Here is a 14,922-nt window from a genome sequence, read left to right as displayed (position 1 = left end):
ATGATAGTAACGAAGAAAAAGAGCGACTGTGCGTGAGCGTTTGGGCTCCCTCACACACAGTCTCTCTTGATGGCGGTTATACGGTTCGCCAGGCGTTCGAGGCAGCAAGTGCGGCGACAAGGCCCGACTCGGCCTCGCTCCAGCGATCGAACTCGTCGTGGCCTGCTCGGATGTCATCGTTATCGCGGTCGTAGGAGAGGCGATGGACCCGCCCGGCGATGACGGCGGTGATGCCGCCGATCTGCCAGGTCAGGTCGGAGGTCATGCACCAGGCGAGGCCGAGACGCTCGGTGCCGGGACCGACCGGTGGGCTCTGGGCGCTACGGATGACGGTGAAGAGTTCGACCCCTTCGGCCTCGGTCTGGGCGATGCCCTCGGCCGTGACAACGGGCGCGGCAGTTACGGCTCGGCCAGTACGGTCGAGCGCCCATAGGCTCCTCGTCGTGCCGCCAGTACCGGCCAGGAACTGTTCGGTCAGCAGCGCGGTGAGAAGGACGCTGACGCGTTGGTGACGGCCGAAAGGGTCACCGGAGGCTGAGGGAAGGTGACCGGAAGCGTCCCAGGAGAGGTGGGCGCGGATCGTGCTTTGGTCGGGCTCGGGAGTGAAATCGAGCCGGACCTGTTGGCCGACGACCTGGTGCAGCGCGTCGATATCGAGCCAGCCGAGGTGGTGTGCCTCGGTCCAGGGTGGGCGGACTCCGAGAGCGATGGCGGCAGCACCTTCGACATCGGCGTCGCAGAACAGCTCTCCACACCCGAGCTCCACCACCTCACCGATGGAGGTGGTGTGCCCCGTGGCGGGGCGGTCGCGAGTACCGGTGTAGGCGGCGGAACGATGTGCCAGGACCGTGGCGGTTAGGGTGCCCCGTTGGCCGTGCGGTGCGGCGGGGAATTGGACGCGCCCTCCGGTGGCGTCGGTGAGGAGGACCGTGCCCCATCTGCCGGTGTCGGCTTCGACTTGGGTCCAGCCCAGGACACCTTCGCCGAGGCGGTGAACACCCTCGTCATCCGGTGGGTCGCAGGCGGCTTCGGTGTGCTCCTCGTCGGCGTCGCAGGATGGGCAGGAGTCGAGTAGGCGGTAGCCGTGTCCGCAGTCGAGGAACGTGCGGCACCTGTCGACCGCGTCAGGATCTGCGGCCCGGTTGATGTAGGCATCGAGCAGGCGGGCGGGCAGGAACGTACTGATGTGGGCGGCTTCGGCGATCGATCGCAGGCTCCAGCCGTTGTCACAAAGCGCGAGCAGGGCCGGGGCGAGGGATTCGGCGAGGTCGCTGAAGCGGACGCGTTCGGCCTCCCAGTCGCTTCGGGCCTGGTCTTGGGCTGCCCGGAGTGCTTCACGGTCGACGCTGTCTCGTCCGGTTTCGGGCGGTGGACTCGGCCGCGTCCAGTAGCTGAGGGCGCATTCCTCGTTGCAGAAGTGAGGGCTGGGGGCGGCTTCGGACAGTAGCCGGTGACAATTCCAGCAGGTTGCAGTTGGCATGATGGTGTGCTCCTTCGTGGAGTCGAATGGTTGGTGGGTTCTGGATTTCTCGCGTTCTCACGCGTCGATGCAGGTCTGGTGAGGGCGTGGCGCGGGGCGACCTCGCGGTGTCCGGAGTGCTTGCCCCGAATGCCAGGCCGTCAGAGGCCGGTAGCGCGTGGCGGGCCGGGTTTGGCCGCCGGGCAGGCTTTCGCCTGCCCGGCGGTGAGGCGGCGTTAGCGCTTATCGCCGCGGATTGCGTCGGTCAGGCGGGTGTACGCCGAGACCATGGCCCAGTAGTCGGGATCGGCGGCCGGGACCGGGAGGATCTGCCAGTCAGGCCGGTCGTGCCCGAGGACCCACGAGGCGGCATGCAGGGCCTGGTCGCAGAGTGCGACCAGGCTGGCGTGGGCGCCGCCGTCTTCGGTGTCGTAGTGGACGATGGTGCCCACCCCTCGGAGGGTCGGGATTACGGCGGGCGGGTCGGTCTCGATGTCGGCCGCGAGCGCACCGACCGCGTCGGCCACGCTCATTCCCGACTCCACCTTCGCCCCCACTTGTACGGTCAGATCACCGGCAATGTGGGTCTCCCATGCTCCGCCTCGGTGCACGATGAGGAACACCGCCGGAACGACCGTCTCGTTGCATTCGGCGACGAGGTCGCGCAGGCAGGTGCTCAGCTCCCGCTGCGCTTCGGTCACCTGGCGATGACCCAGCTCAAGCGCTCCGAGAATGGCACCGAGCAGGCCCGTCAGCACCGTGTCGGTGGCGAGCGGCGACTGGGCCACGTCCGGCGGGCTGAACAGCTCCCAGTCCGGTGCGGCCTCGTCGGCCTTCCAGGACACCAGGTGCCGCCACGCATCGTCGAAGACGGCACGGGCGTTTGCGTGCCGCCCCTGGTCATTGCTGCCGTATCGGACCTCCGCGATCCCTCGCAGGTACGGGAGGTCCTCGAAGGTCGCGCCCGCGAAGCCGACCGTCAGCTCGGTGTCCATCGCGAGCGCGACGCCCGCGTCGGCCGACAACCGCGCCAGAGCGTCACCGACAGCCTGGGCGATCTCGGTGAGCGGCTTCCACACCAGCGTCTCGCCGGTATCGAAGCACCCCAGGAGCGTCCAGCCGTCGCGGTCGAAGCCGAACAGGTCGGCCATGGCCGTGCGTAGGGCGGTGTTGCACGCCTCGTGGAAACCCCGACTCACTGCTCCTCACCGCCTTCGGTCGCACTGGCGAGGGCGTCGAGGAGGTCCTGGACGGCAGCGGCATACGCCGCGCAGCCCGCGTCGTCGACCTCAGCTCTGGGTTTGATCTCCCAGATCGGCATGGCCTGCTCGTGCGGCCAGGTGATCTGGTGGACGTGGCCGTCGACAACGGCCAGCAGCGTGGCCACCATGCCGATCGTCCCGATCGGCGCGTGGCCGATCAGGCCGATCCCGACCAAATGTGCATCCGAAGCGTTTGCGTTGGAGCGGATCTCGGCGGTGAGTGCTGCGAGCGCGTCGGTGACGCCGAGTGCGGTCATGCGGAGTTCGCCGTAGGCGGCCGTGAGGTCGTCCATTGGGGCGACCTCGTACTGTTCGGGCAGGTCCCGGACGGCGATGATGCCGCCGGAGCCGGTGGGCATGCAGTCGGCGAGTGACTGGCGAAGCCCCGCGTTGATCTGCTCGTGAACGGTTGCGTTGAGCATGTCAGGCCACCGCTCCCGGTTCGCCGCCTTCGCTCGACGGCTCGGTGTCGTCAGGCGGAGTGTTTTCCTCGCCGTCTCTCCCCGGCGCGGTGGGCAGAAGCGCGTCAGCGCTGATGCCGGTCGACATCAGTTCGGCAAGGACCCGAGCGGCCGGTTGCTGCTGGCGGTCGGGGTAGGCGACCGTGACGGCAGCGCACGCCGTGGCGACGTCGCCGGTCCGCCAAGCGGCGAATCCGGCAAGGATCGCCCCAAGGCTTTGCGCCTGGCCGCTGGTGTGCTCGACGATCTTGCGCCACAGACCAACTCCGGCCCGGTCGGGCGAGGAGGCGATCCGGTGCAAGGCCGAACTCATGAGGGAGGGCGAGTCGACAAGGGCCTGGCCGAGGTTGATCGCCGCCGCCGCGGAGATCGAGTCTTCGATCTCCATCGCTTCCAGCAGGCTGAGCTCGTCCGCCCAGCGCCGCTGTGCTCTGGCCTCATCGGACATGCTTTCGCGGAGATCGGCGATGATGACCTCCATCGCACGGCTCTCCTTGTTCTCGGGCGCGTCGAAACCGAGCGCGCGGGCGCACATCGCCTTCACCGTGAGTGCGGCCAGGTGCGCCCAGAGCGGATCGAGGACCGGTACGGACTGGAGCTGTTCGGGATCGGTCTGATCGATGTGGTCGTCGACGTAGCCCCATTGGCGGCCGTTGTTGGTGACGGCGATGGCCGTCCAGTGTTTGCCCCATTTCGGCGTCTCGAGGAAGTCGAGGAGCCCGGCGACGGCGGCGGCGATGTTCGTCAGGTCGGCGCTGAAGCCGATCAACCAGATTCCACTGGCCTGGACCGGGGCGAGGACGGTCTCGAACCGATCAGGCCCGTCTTCGGCGTCGAGGTCGGTCAGCAGCCAGGCCGAGAGATGGACCGGGCCTTTCGGCCCGATCGCGATCGCGACGAGCTGTTCGCAGGGCCGCTGGTCGAACAGCAGCGGGACGAGGCCGGCGACGGTCCCCGGTTCGAGGGAGGCGAAGTCGCCCACCGACTTGTAAACTGGCAGATTCACTGCACTGTTCCTTTCGTGTGGTGGGTGCGGCCAAGCCAGATTCCAGTCAGAACTTGGCCGCACCACGGTTTGAAAATGGCGGGCGCCGCTTATGCGGCGTCCGCCGTTCGCGTCACGTCCGTGGTGAACCCGCGGTACGGGTGGAGCGTGAGGCGGACGAGATGGTTGTGTCCGCGGATCAAGCCGGTCGGCGAGAGCCACTCATTGGCCTTCCAGAACTCCGCCAGGGGTGCGAGACCGACGGCGACGTTCCCCCGCCCGGCCAGGTCGGGCTGGAACACCTGCCCGATCCCCAGCTCGATCTCCTCGCCCAGCGCGGGCGTGGTCGGTACGAGCTGCCGAACCGGATCGGGGCGCAGCAGCGTCGTGCGGACCTTGAGGACCGTGGCGGTCATCTTGGCGAGTGCGCCGATCGGCACGTCCTTGAACACGGCGAACTGGCCGTCCCCAAGGTCGAGGCCGACCGAGCCCCAGCGGCCGAGCAGTCGCTCCTCGGGCGGCCAGGTGAGGACGCCTTCGCCGAGGACGAGCGGAGCGGTGAGATCAGGCATTGGCAGCCCCCATCCAAGTGTGCGGCCCGGCAGCTACTGCATGGCAGATGCATTCGGGGCCGTGGAGTTCGAGCCGCACCATGCGGCCGAGCACGTGCTCGGTGGCCGGATGCAGCCTGCTCGGACCGATCCCCTCGCCAGGGGCGCAGCCGACGAGGTCGGCCGGTCCCTGCTTCCCGGGGATCGGCGTGTTCGCATCGATGCGGCCCGCGGCAAGCAGCAGGGACGTGCGGGCCTTGGCGCAAGCGGTCACCGGGAAGTCGTCAGCCTTGAGACTGATCCCTTCGGAGAGGACGGCGATGAGTTGTCCGGTGTCGCAGACCGGGACGGCGGCGAGGGTCCGGCGCTGGCCGGTGATCGGGGAGACGACCCCGACCATGCCGCCGAGGCGGTCGTCGGTGCCCGGCAGGTGCGGGCGGTATTCGATCAGGCGCCCTTCGGCGAGTACGCGGTTGGTGACGGTCATGGCACTCCTTTTCAGACTTGATTGGTGCGTTCAACGACCTGTTCGCCTGGTGGGAACAGGTATCGGATGTCGTGTCGGTCTCCCTTCCAACGCGTCGAGCGCTTCCTGGTACAGCCAGGTCACGCTGCTGTCGGACCAGCCGGTGACGGCGTCGATCGGCGCGTCGCCACCTGGTTGGGAACGTCGGGTGCGGCTAGGTCGCCGCAGGTGCATCTCGGCCAGGCAATGTGGACTTCCACAAGCACGCGTCGGCCCAGCAGGCGACCGACCGATGCGGGGAAGAGCCAATCGGTCAGGCGGCCGTTGGCCGGTCGCACCCCGACGCCGGTCGCGTTGTTGCCCTTGATGTTGACCACCGTGGTGAAGGCCGCGCCAACGCCGAGCAACTCCCGCTTGAGCGGCAAGGTGATGCTGTCGGTGTCCGGCAACGGCATCGCGGTCAGAGCAGCCGCCCGGCCGTTGGTGATGCCGTGCAACCGGATCGGGATCTGGTCGCTGTCGATCAGGCACACCGTGCCCCAGCGGCCTGAGTCGCGTTCGGCCTCAGGCACGGCCAGAAAGCCCTCCCCGACAGCGTGCATCGCCTCTTCTATATCCATTCAGGACTCATTTCATGGGTAGGGCGGCGCCGCCGCGCTGCCGAAGGGCGCGGCGGCACCGCTTGTGATTGCCGGATCGCTGCTCGCTCAGGCGAGGTCGCGGATCCGGAAGGAGATCGGCGAGACCCCTTCTTCGAGGACCACCAGCGGCCGCTCGGTCGCATCGGTCGGGTCCGGCTTGCTGAACTGCTCCTCCAGCAACTGCCTGAGCGCGCCGTACGAGGTCTCACTGATCTGGTTGCCGTGCTCCTGGCGCAGTTCCCGCTTGAGCTGCCCGACCGAGACCACCTCGCCCGCATTTTCGGGGCGCCGCAGCCACTCCTCGGCGAACTTCTTAAGCGCACCGGGAGGGAGCCTGCGGGACCCGTCCGCTCGAAGGTCGCTGTTGCGCTTGCGCGGGCGGGAGACTCCGGCGATGGGCCGAACGTGGCGGCAGGTGGGGCAGACGACCCGGTCCGGAGCAGCGGACATCGAGACGCCGCGGGCCTGACTCATGAACTCCTCGGAGACCAGCTCGCCGCGGCGCTGCCAGGTGCAGTCCTCCTCGTCCGGCGCGAACGGCTTCGAGCAGTCCACGAGTTCGCACGCGTTCAGCGCTCGGAGTGCAGTGAGCACCTCGCGGGTGCCCATCGGCATGTACGCGGCCTCGGCGACCTGCCTGGTGGTCAACGGTTCTGTCGCTTCGGCGAGGACGCGTGCCATGAGCATGATCATCGGGTCGTACTCGAGCAGGACCGTCTGGATCGTCACCCCGGCCCCATCGGCCGGCTCCCGTTCGGAGTCTTCTGCCTTACCACCGCCGTCTGTTTCGGCAGCCCCCTGATCGTCGCCGGCGCGCCCACCGGCCTCGCCTGGGTCGGACTCGAGCCTGTCCACGACGGCATCGGAGTTGAACTCAGGCTCCTGATCGGGCACCCCCTCGGCCGACTCCGCCTCGTCGGCCGCCGACTCGGCCCAGTGGTCTTCGCCGTCCCTGACGGCTGCCGTTGCGTCCGAACTGGCAGGCACGGTCGTGTCGGCCTCCTCTTCGGGGGCGACGTTCTCGCCATTGCCCTCCGCTTCGGTCGCGGTGTCCTTGTCGTTCGCTTGGCCGGTCTCGGATTCGAGGTGCTGGGTCCAGCACCACCGGTCGACGCCCTCGCTGTCGTCGACAGCGACGGCCCCGGAGTCGACCAGAGTCGCCAGGACCCTTCCGGCCATCTGCGGTGAGAGCCCGGTCGCGGTCGTGATCGCTTCAAGGTCATGGAAACCGGGCTGCTCGTGCAAAAGCGTGCCGACCTGCTCCATTGCCTGCTGAGTTTTCGTAGCCATGGATCTGTCCTTTCAGGAATCTTTTGGCATGCAATATGATGGCTCGACTCCCGGCGGAAGTCGAGCCTCGATGAGTGGCGCTACCTACGCACTCGCGCCGATAGCCGTATACAGTTCGCTGGTTTCGGTTCATTACCTCCGTTCACGCTGATGCCCAGGAAGTGGAGGGGCACCCCCATCAGTGCCCCTCCCGGCGTGGCTCGGACTCGGCACGCTTGCGGCGGTCCACCCTGCCAGTGGCATCGCGGTTCACGGCCGAAGTAGACGCGTTCGGTACCGGTGATCGGGGCGATCTCGGGTCCGCGCAGGTGCCGGCCGATCCAGACCAGACGCCGCTCGAAGCGGCCGGGTCCATATGGCTGGTGATGCCAGCTTTCGGATCGGTGGGGCGTGCGGGGGCGGGGACGCCCGAGTGGGCGTCCCCGCGTTGGTGCTGGAGCGCTCTAGGCGGGCGCGACCGCCTGCGGCGCGGGCAAGGCGATCTGCTCGACCTGAGGGATGTGCGCGGTCTGGCCGCTGACGGCGGCCATCGCGTAACCGCACTGGCGGGCCTGGCTCGCGGCCGCTGCGGCGGCCCTGCCGATTTCGGCGGGCCACATGTCCCCGATGAACAGGGTCACGCCGCGGTAGAACTCCGCGAGGCGGAGCTGCCCGTCGACGCAGACGGCGAGCAACTCCTCCCACTGGTAGCTGCACTCGGCACCCTCGGTGGCTTCCAGGGCCTCCATGGCCTCGCGGAAGCGGGTGATGGCGTCGTGAACGCGCCGGGTCTCCTCGGCTTCGATCGCCTCGTAGTCGATCGCGGTCGCTGTGGTGGTGTCGGTCATGGACCGGCTCCTTTCGTTGTCGTGGTTGGGAAAACGCCCTGGCACTTGCCGGGGCGGGTGCCGTCCTCCCTGCTGGGTGGGCGGCGATATCCGGGCGCGGTCGGCCCGGACGAATGACAGCCGGAGTCCGGCGATCTGCCAAGCCGCGGGCAGCAGCCGGTTGCCCCGACTGGTGCAGCGGTTCCGGCTAGGAGGCGCGGGGGTTGGTGCAGATGCCGGGACGCAGGGGCCGCAATGCGCGGCCCCTGCTGGTGTCGGATGGGTGTTCAGGCGTCTTCGAGGACGCTGCGTGCCTGGAACAGGAGGTCGCCCAGGGCACCGCGGGCTTCATGCCGCTGCTCCATCGCTCGTCGGATGGGCTCGGCCAGGAGGTCGACTCGGGAGGGGTGGAGGTAGCCGCAGGTCGAAACTGCTTCCTCGGCTTCGGCGAACTGGTGGCGCTGCGCTTTCGGGAGCTGCTCGACAAGCGTCCCGGTCGTCCGGAAGGACTTGAGCGCTGCTTCGGTGAGGGCGATCTGCAGGCGAGCGTCGGCGAGGTGGAGTCGGGCGGAGGCAGCCATGAGGTCCCAGCGCAGATACCCGTCGAACCGTGACAGGGTCTCAAGGAGGGTGTCCCATTCGGTCTCGCAGATGGTCGCGGTCATCCGGCTGGCGTGCGGCCACTCCATCTGGTTGAGGAGGTCAGTCATGGTCTCGTTCCTTTCGATCAGAGGGAAACAGCAAGCGGCGCACCTGATCTGGTGCGCCGCTGGCAGACATAGCGAGGTAGAAGGATTCAGGACAGTCCGGCCCACGCCCCCGGTTCGGCGAAGCGTGCGGGGAGGATCGGCGGCCAACCGGTGGCGGCGGCGCGGAACCGCTCAAGCGGCTCGAACAGCTTCCGCCGGTCCCACCACAGCGGGTCGCCGACTTGGCAACGGCCGATCGCCGTGTTGCGGCGGTGGAGTTCGGCGCTGATCGCGGCGCTGGCAGCGGCGATCCAGACATGCACGATCGCGTTCTCGCGCGGGCCAGGAGTCGCGGCAGCCAAGCCCACACCAGCGAGGAGGTGCGGGCCTGACGGGCGTGTGACTGTGAGGTCGAAGATGCGGCCGTCGAAGTCGAGCGCGGACTTCAGCCACCGGGCCGGGATTGGTGCGTCCGGCACGACGGCAGCGGTCTCTTCGTCCCCAGCGCCGCTGAGGTGGTTCGAGGCGGTGAGCAGACTGGAGGCCGTGAGGTGACCCTTGGGATCCTGCCAGCAGGCGATGATCCAGCGGGAGCCGTCGAACAAACTGACGGGTGCCGAATCGGCCCAGGCGCGGAGCGCGGTGGCGAGGCGGTCGTGGTTCACGATGTCGTTCCTTTCATCGGTTCGGTATCGAAGCGGGGCAAGGAAAAAGGGGCACAGCAGTGCTGTGCCCCTGTGTTGGATGCGTTTGGCCTGTGGGCCGTTAATCGTTCGCTGGGATCTCCTCGACCTTGATCGGGTCGGTGTCGCCGATGGTCACCTGGTACTCCTCACCGAGCTCGCCCCATCCGTTGAAGCCACCGGAGAACCGGCAGTACCGCCCGTCATCGAGACTGAAGAGCATCACGAAGTGGACGAAGTGTTCCAGGGCGCTGTGCATCGCGCGCGGGCTGCAGCCGCCGGGGCCAGGTTCGATCGCGACGATGGTGTCGCGGTCTTTGGACAAGATGGGCATGATGATCGGGTCGAGGATCTTGCGCACGCCTGACGTGATCGCCCCATAGGTAGGGTGCGGATCGAGCAGGCGCTGCCACTTTCCCGACTCCATCGGTGGCTCGAGTTCGATGCGGCCTTCGAAGCTGGCGTCGTATCCCATGGAGTACGTTTCCTTTCGTTGACGCCCCTATATGGGCGGTGAACGGCGACACCGGCAGGTGCCGCCGTGCGTACTGCTGATTAATTGCCGGGCGCCGCCGCGGCCCGGGAACGTGACAAGAGTCGCCAGCACCAGGCAAGGGAGCACCCGATCCCCCGAGTGGTGGCGAAGCACGCGCGCTTGGTGCGGGTGGGCCAGCCCTCGGCCCGCCAGTCCGACGGCGTCTTCCGGCACCGCCGGCACCGGCACGTCGCAGCGTGCAGCTCGAACAGCGACGCCGCCTGGAGGCGGTCGGCACCGGCCAGCGGCAGGCACTCATGCCGGTCGAGTTCGACGAACACCGTCGTGTGGCCCAGCGAGTGTTGGACGTATTGCACGGTGGCCGTGCAGTAGTAGGGGGAGCGGAGCTTCCAGTGCGAGCGGGTTGAAGCCGGGAGGGTGTAGATGGGGCGGATCTTGCACTTAACGCCGGGTTCCCATTGGTGTGCCATGGCAAAGGTTCCTTTCATCGAAGGTGGACGTCCTCGGGGGACGGCAAAGCCCGCACACCTCCGGGTGCGCGGGCATGAGATGCATGCCGTACCCGAGTCGGGGTAGGGCGGTGCCGCGGTGCCCTGTGCGGGCGTCGCGGATGTGGGTTCGAGCCGTGAGGTTCGCGTCGCTGCAGTGCTGCTGGTTCCGACCAGGTGCCTGGTGGAAGATCCGGGAGCGGTCCGAAGCGGGCAGGCGGGCCTGCGGCTCGAGAGATTATGTGGTTGGTGGTGTGTAGTACAGGAGGAATACCGCTCGCGGGCGCTGATGCGCGAAGCATGGGCCTGGGTGGGTGCCCACCCACACCCACCCAGGCGGCTTTACCCGCGATATGCGACGACGTGCCGCGTGATCGGTTCGCGGGAGAGATGTGGACCTTCGGCCATGCCACCGCACACTGTTCGGCGGATTCGCCACAGCGATGAAATCGCTACGGTGTCAGGATGTGGTTTGGACGGAAGAGGAAAGCCCGCCCGGCAACGCGTGCACCACGTCGGCCGACAGTGCAGGTCGCCTACCGGCAATTCGACGATCCGGCACCCGACCACACCGGCGGGGCCTACGCCTACTGCTGGCCCCTAGAGTTGGGAACCCCGCTCATTGGGGCGCGGATCTGGGTTCCCGTCGAGGATCTCGGTCTAGTGCCGGGCGTCGTGGTGGGCTTCGGCCGCGACGGCTATAAGGGGCCGCTCAAGGTGGTGAACCGACTGGCAACACCCGAGGAGATCGCCGCTCCCCGGGACTGAGCAGAGAGTTGCCGAAGACCGCCGTGCATCCGTCGCTGTTCGCGGAGCAACACGACTCGCGACACGACGTCGATCACCGTGGTCTGGAATCGCCCGACTCGATCCTTTCGGCGTCGATATCGGTGATCCACGGATACAGCGGTCGCCACTCCCCTCCGACGCGTTCGACGGCGGCGACGACTTGCAGCGCCCGCGCATCAGCGTAGGCCGAGGAACGGTCGTTGTAGATCCGCGCCTCGGCCAATGCATCGACCGCCCGGAGAATGCTTCCTGCGACGTAGCGCTTGCAGCCCTCGCCGAGCAGCACCCCTACCCACTTCCCCATCACGACACCTCCCAATGCGCTGACTTCCATTCTCGCCTTGTCGCCGCACAGGCGGTGGCGATGCGTTCAAACATGCTCAGGGAGATAAGGAGAGCTGAGAGAGAAGGAGACAGAAGAGGATTGAAGTTGAAAAGCTAGAGGGGAGTTCGGAGCGAGCGGATGAGGGGGTTGTGGATTTTGACCGCCGGTTGGAGACATGACTATGTCGTCGGGTTCAGGGTGGGAGCAGGAATCAGGCCACATGCTGCACCAACGCCGCCTTTAGCGCAGGTTGGCGGTGATGGGTCTGGTGATGGGACCATGGATGGGGTGATGGTGATGGGTTGATGCTGATGGGTAATAAACATCCGCTTATAAGCCTGTTTGTGGCGAAATTGAGGCGGTGAGATCGAGGAGGCCGCGGCGGCCGGAGCGGGTGCCGAGTAGGTGCCAGTGGGGCTCAGTCAGAAGGTGCGCCGCCGGTGTCGGGTCGGTGCGCCAGGCGGGGAGGACGGGGTGGGGGCCGACAGCGACGGTGAGGTCGCCGGTATCGACCACCAGGCCCGTGAGGGCGCGGATGCGGGCGGTGTTGGGGACGGCGATGAGAACTTTCCGGTTGTAGGGCAGTAGGGGTGAGCGGCGGCGCTGATAGGCGGTGATCTTCGCGGCGAGGCGGGCGAGGGTTTCGGTGCCGGTGTCGTGTTCCCACCAGGCGGTCAGGCTGCGGCCGGTGTCGGTGTCGAGGGTGAAAGCGGCATCGGGACGTAGCCCGGAGAACTCGGCGGCGGCTTCGGTTTCCGAGAGCCATTCGGTGATGCGGGCACTACCGTGTTGGCGGCAGGCAAGGTGGAGGGCCGCGATCGCTTCGACCGCGCCGCTGTCATGTGCTCGGGTGGGGGAGAAGAATCGCTGGTGGACAGCCCAGGCGGCGTCGGTGCGGTTCGGGGGCCGCGAGCCGGTGCGCAGGGCGTGGACGGCCTGCCCGGCCCAGTCGAGGGCGTACTGCCAGACTCCGGAGCGGGGCAGGCGGGCACGGGTGACGACCTCGAGACCGATGAGGGCGCGCAGCCGCAGGCTCGCGAGGCGCACGGAGGGGAAAAAGACGGCCCCGATCTGGCCGGTGGTCATCACCCCGAATCGGCCGAGGGTGTCGATGAGGGCGAAGTCCCGTTCGGTCAGCCGTGGCACGAGGCGGGCGAGCTCGCCGGGGCCGGTGCGGGGGCGCGCGGGACTCATGCTGGACTCCGGTACCGGAAGGCTGGGAAGCGGTCGGCTCCTGCAGCGACGGTTTCGGCCTGCCCGAACGGATCGGGGGCCGGGAGCGTGGTGAGGGTGCAGGCGGGTTGTTCGACACCAGCGGCGACCAGCCGGGCCGCAGCGGTATACGCACCGAGATGGGTCAAGTCGTGCTCGGACAGGTTCGGGGCGGTGTGGTTGGCGAGCCGGTGAGCGTCCTCGGGAGAGACTGTGAAGAACACTTTGTTGCGGCAGTTCGCCGAGATCGCCATCTCCAGGTTCCGGTCGAGCTGGCCGAGGTGCTGGTGAGCCAGGACGGTGCCCAGGTGCAGGCCACGGGCCTCGGCGAGGACATCGCCCACGGTCTCGGCGAAGGCCATGAAGTTCTGCGCCTCGTCGGCGTACAACACACAGTCCTTCCGGCGCTCCTCGCGGACGCCTTGGCGGGCGAGGACGGTCTGCCAGACCCGGGCGATGAGCAGGCTCCCCATGAGCCGGGCGGTATCCTCCCCGAGTGTGCCCTTGGGGAGCCGGGCGAGGATGATGCCGCCATTGTCGAGCGCGGTGGTCAAGTCGATGCTGGCCCCTAGGGCGGGCGCGCCGATGGTCTCGCGCACGAACGCCCGCCCGAGGACTGAGCGGAGCCGCGCCAGAACCGGGCCGACTGCGGGGGCTGAGGTCGACTGGGGCAGCGCGTCGAACCAAGTCCAGAACTCGCGCAAGTTCGGATCCTCGATGTCGACGGTATAGCGCGAGCGCAGCATCCGGTTGGTCAAGAGCACCGGTAGCGCGGTGAGCCCAGCGAGGTCGGCCATCTCCTTACGCTCATCGCCGGTGCGGGCCTCAATAGCGCGGTCGCGCAGGTAAATCTGGGTGCGCAGGCTCTGCTGCAGAATGTCGTTCGCCCGGGGACCCCAGTGGCGCTCCCAGAGGCGACGGCAGATCCCCACCAGGTGATCGATGGCGACTTCCGGGTCGGCGTCGGGCGCGATCGGCGGCAGACCCGGGCGCAGCGCCATCGGTCGGTCGGGGTCGATCAGGACCAAGCGTCCGGACGTCTCGGCCGGGTCGAGCCGGTCGAGCAGGTCGTTCACCAAGTCGCCCTTAGGATCGATCAACACCACGCTCCGCCTGTCGCGAATGTCGGCGAGCATCATGTTCAGCAGCAACGTGCTCTTGCCCGAGCCGGTCGAGCCGATGAGATGCGTGTGCTGGCGGCCGTCGACGACACCAAGCCCGATGCGCTGCCCGCCGGAAGCGACCCCGAGGGTCTTGACGCCACGACCGCCTCCCAGTAGCGCGGCCACGGGGGCGACGGGGCGGGCACCGGCGCGGGCGAGCGCGGGTATGACCTCGTCGGCTGGGACATGTGCGGCCACGGCGAGCTCGGTGGCGCTGACCAAGGCCCCGGCACCGGCCTGCCACGTGTTCACCGAGGCGGCGATGCGCGCTGCGCGTTTACGTCTCCAAGCCCCGCCGAGGACAGCGGCGGTCCCGGCCGCAATGTCCCGTGCCCGCGCGACGGCGACGGCTTTTCCAGCCGTCGTGGCGACGGCGTAGCGGACCTGCATCTGCCACAACGCACCCGTCGCAAGGCGCTCGGCGACGTTTCTACGGTGCGCGGTGACCCATACCGGCTCGGCTAGGCGATGCCCGGTGGGGCGGTGGCGGCCCACGCCGGGAGTGACCACATCTAGGAGTTGCCCGGCGAATGACCCGCCGGACTTGGGCCCGGCGGCCGTCTTCGCGGCTTGACGGAGTGCCCGGCTTGAGGTCGGGCGGGCGACGATCTGCACGAGTGCCGTATCCGTCGATCGAGTACTCACCCCGGCGGCGACAAGTCCGCGAAGAACCTCACCGGCTCCCTCGTCGGCCACCAGCGGCAACCCGGTCGTATTGCGGGCGGGACGGAACACGCCGCCCTCAACGGTGATCGATTCGCTCTCGGGGAGTGGGGGTTCGGCGTCGGTGACGGTGTAGGTGGCCCCGGGCCAGGCGGCGTCGAGCGCATGTGTGACCAGGCTCGTCGCCACGCCCCCAGGCACCCAGATGCGGACCTCAAGACGCGAGCCGGTGAACTGGTACTCCCAAATGACCGCAGGCTGCCCCGACCACCAGCGACGCCACCGGCCGTGCTTGATCGCCAGCAAGTGGTTCCAGGCCCGCACCGCGCTCTTGGGGTCGACCTCGGGTGGAGCCTCGATCACGACATACCGGCTGCCATCGCGCCACTGGGCCGCCGAGGCACGATGCGCGGCAGCGCGACTGATGGCGAGCGCGAGGACGATCGCGACCGCGAGCACTGCGGCCGAGGCAAGGAGGCCGACCGGGATCTCC

General features: G+C 68.0%; 17 protein-coding genes. 1 reads left to right on the top strand and 16 read right to left on the bottom strand.

All coding sequences use genetic code 11. The annotated features are described in order from the left end of the window. Window positions 1–76: 76 nt before the first annotated feature. From AB0B28_RS06480 to AB0B28_RS06420, 13 genes are all read right to left on the bottom strand, one after another. Window positions 77–1,480, bottom strand: coding sequence for a hypothetical protein (locus tag AB0B28_RS06480; RefSeq protein ID WP_360117506.1), 1,404 nt, complete (start codon window positions 1,478–1,480; stop codon window positions 77–79). A gap of 215 nt (window positions 1,481–1,695) precedes the next feature. Next, window positions 1,696–2,658, bottom strand: coding sequence for a hypothetical protein (locus AB0B28_RS06475; RefSeq protein ID WP_360117503.1), 963 nt, complete (start codon window positions 2,656–2,658; stop codon window positions 1,696–1,698). Further along, the gene (locus AB0B28_RS06470) at window positions 2,655–3,143 is read right to left on the bottom strand and encodes a hypothetical protein (protein ID WP_360117500.1); all 489 of its coding nucleotides are present in this window, start codon (window positions 3,141–3,143) and stop codon (window positions 2,655–2,657) included. Before AB0B28_RS06470 ends, AB0B28_RS06475 begins: the two co-directional genes overlap by 4 nt. Window position 3,144: 1 nt before the next feature. Further along, window positions 3,145–4,188: a DUF4192 family protein gene (locus AB0B28_RS06465; protein ID WP_360117497.1), complete on the bottom strand. Its 1,044-nt coding sequence runs from the start codon at window positions 4,186–4,188 to the stop codon at window positions 3,145–3,147. A gap of 89 nt (window positions 4,189–4,277) precedes the next feature. Continuing rightward, window positions 4,278–4,739, bottom strand: coding sequence for a hypothetical protein (locus AB0B28_RS06460; protein WP_360117495.1), 462 nt, complete (start codon window positions 4,737–4,739; stop codon window positions 4,278–4,280). After that, a complete protein-coding gene (locus AB0B28_RS06455) occupies window positions 4,732–5,205 on the bottom strand; it encodes a hypothetical protein (RefSeq protein ID WP_360117492.1) in 474 nt (157 codons plus the stop codon). The genes AB0B28_RS06460 and AB0B28_RS06455 overlap by 8 nt, the downstream gene beginning before the upstream one ends. Window positions 5,206–5,324: 119 nt before the next feature. Continuing rightward, a complete protein-coding gene (locus AB0B28_RS06450) occupies window positions 5,325–5,804 on the bottom strand; it encodes a hypothetical protein (protein WP_360117489.1) in 480 nt (159 codons plus the stop codon). An 87-nt stretch (window positions 5,805–5,891) separates the two neighbouring features. Continuing rightward, window positions 5,892–7,115: a hypothetical protein gene (locus AB0B28_RS06445; protein WP_360117487.1), complete on the bottom strand. Its 1,224-nt coding sequence runs from the start codon at window positions 7,113–7,115 to the stop codon at window positions 5,892–5,894. Window positions 7,116–7,558: 443 nt separating this feature from the next. Then, window positions 7,559–7,942: a hypothetical protein gene (locus AB0B28_RS06440; protein ID WP_360117484.1), complete on the bottom strand. Its 384-nt coding sequence runs from the start codon at window positions 7,940–7,942 to the stop codon at window positions 7,559–7,561. Between the two features lie 266 nt (window positions 7,943–8,208). Continuing rightward, window positions 8,209–8,631 carry a hypothetical protein gene (locus AB0B28_RS06435; RefSeq protein WP_360117481.1) on the bottom strand — a complete coding sequence of 141 codons (423 nt, stop codon included), beginning with the start codon at window positions 8,629–8,631 and terminating at the stop codon, window positions 8,209–8,211. Window positions 8,632–8,717: 86 nt separating this feature from the next. Then, window positions 8,718–9,275, bottom strand: a complete 558-nt coding sequence (locus AB0B28_RS06430; protein ID WP_360117478.1) for a hypothetical protein — start codon at window positions 9,273–9,275, stop codon at window positions 8,718–8,720. A 100-nt stretch (window positions 9,276–9,375) separates the two neighbouring features. Continuing rightward, a complete protein-coding gene (locus AB0B28_RS06425) occupies window positions 9,376–9,768 on the bottom strand; it encodes a hypothetical protein (protein ID WP_360117475.1) in 393 nt (130 codons plus the stop codon). An 80-nt stretch (window positions 9,769–9,848) separates the two neighbouring features. Next, window positions 9,849–10,259, bottom strand: coding sequence for a hypothetical protein (locus AB0B28_RS06420; protein WP_360117472.1), 411 nt, complete (start codon window positions 10,257–10,259; stop codon window positions 9,849–9,851). A gap of 543 nt (window positions 10,260–10,802) precedes the next feature. Between AB0B28_RS06420 and AB0B28_RS06415 the strand changes: the two genes are divergently transcribed. Beyond that, window positions 10,803–11,045: a hypothetical protein gene (locus tag AB0B28_RS06415; RefSeq protein WP_360117469.1), complete on the top strand. Its 243-nt coding sequence runs from the start codon at window positions 10,803–10,805 to the stop codon at window positions 11,043–11,045. A 73-nt stretch (window positions 11,046–11,118) separates the two neighbouring features. On the opposite strand, the gene AB0B28_RS06410 is transcribed toward AB0B28_RS06415, so the two are convergent. The 3 genes from AB0B28_RS06410 to AB0B28_RS06400 form a co-directional block, all read right to left on the bottom strand. Next, a complete protein-coding gene (locus AB0B28_RS06410) occupies window positions 11,119–11,400 on the bottom strand; it encodes a hypothetical protein (protein WP_360117466.1) in 282 nt (93 codons plus the stop codon). A 321-nt stretch (window positions 11,401–11,721) separates the two neighbouring features. Beyond that, window positions 11,722–12,585, bottom strand: coding sequence for a replication-relaxation family protein (locus AB0B28_RS06405; RefSeq protein ID WP_360117463.1), 864 nt, complete (start codon window positions 12,583–12,585; stop codon window positions 11,722–11,724). Then, the gene (locus tag AB0B28_RS06400; RefSeq protein WP_360117460.1) at window positions 12,582–14,888 is read right to left on the bottom strand and encodes a type IV secretion system DNA-binding domain-containing protein; all 2,307 of its coding nucleotides are present in this window, start codon (window positions 14,886–14,888) and stop codon (window positions 12,582–12,584) included. The genes AB0B28_RS06405 and AB0B28_RS06400 overlap by 4 nt, the downstream gene beginning before the upstream one ends. Between the last annotated feature and the right edge of the window lie 34 nt (window positions 14,889–14,922).

The sequence above is a fragment of the Glycomyces sp. NPDC046736 genome (genome assembly GCF_040645615.1).
GTDB lineage: Bacteria > Actinomycetota > Actinomycetes > Mycobacteriales > Micromonosporaceae > Glycomyces.
This window is presented reverse-complemented; position numbering and strand designations above follow the sequence as displayed.

What these genes read in the sequence shown, in the direction of transcription:
- AB0B28_RS06480 (WP_360117506.1), bottom strand. Translation starts at nt 1,480, where the DNA reads ATGCCAACTGCAACCTGCTGGAATTGTCACCGGCTACTGTCCGAAGCC.
- AB0B28_RS06470 (WP_360117500.1), bottom strand. Translation starts at nt 3,143, where the DNA reads ATGCTCAACGCAACCGTTCACGAGCAGATCAACGCGGGGCTTCGCCAG.
- AB0B28_RS06460 (WP_360117495.1), bottom strand. Translation starts at nt 4,739, where the DNA reads ATGCCTGATCTCACCGCTCCGCTCGTCCTCGGCGAAGGCGTCCTCACC.
- AB0B28_RS06455 (WP_360117492.1), bottom strand. Translation starts at nt 5,205, where the DNA reads ATGACCGTCACCAACCGCGTACTCGCCGAAGGGCGCCTGATCGAATAC.
- AB0B28_RS06450 (WP_360117489.1), bottom strand. Translation starts at nt 5,804, where the DNA reads ATGGATATAGAAGAGGCGATGCACGCTGTCGGGGAGGGCTTTCTGGCC.
- AB0B28_RS06445 (WP_360117487.1), bottom strand. Translation starts at nt 7,115, where the DNA reads ATGGCTACGAAAACTCAGCAGGCAATGGAGCAGGTCGGCACGCTTTTG.
- AB0B28_RS06440 (WP_360117484.1), bottom strand. Translation starts at nt 7,942, where the DNA reads ATGACCGACACCACCACAGCGACCGCGATCGACTACGAGGCGATCGAA.
- AB0B28_RS06435 (WP_360117481.1), bottom strand. Translation starts at nt 8,631, where the DNA reads ATGACTGACCTCCTCAACCAGATGGAGTGGCCGCACGCCAGCCGGATG.
- AB0B28_RS06425 (WP_360117475.1), bottom strand. Translation starts at nt 9,768, where the DNA reads ATGGGATACGACGCCAGCTTCGAAGGCCGCATCGAACTCGAGCCACCG.
- AB0B28_RS06420 (WP_360117472.1), bottom strand. Translation starts at nt 10,259, where the DNA reads ATGGCACACCAATGGGAACCCGGCGTTAAGTGCAAGATCCGCCCCATC.
- AB0B28_RS06410 (WP_360117466.1), bottom strand. Translation starts at nt 11,400, where the DNA reads ATGGAAGTCAGCGCATTGGGAGGTGTCGTGATGGGGAAGTGGGTAGGG.
- AB0B28_RS06405 (WP_360117463.1), bottom strand. Translation starts at nt 12,585, where the DNA reads ATGAGTCCCGCGCGCCCCCGCACCGGCCCCGGCGAGCTCGCCCGCCTC.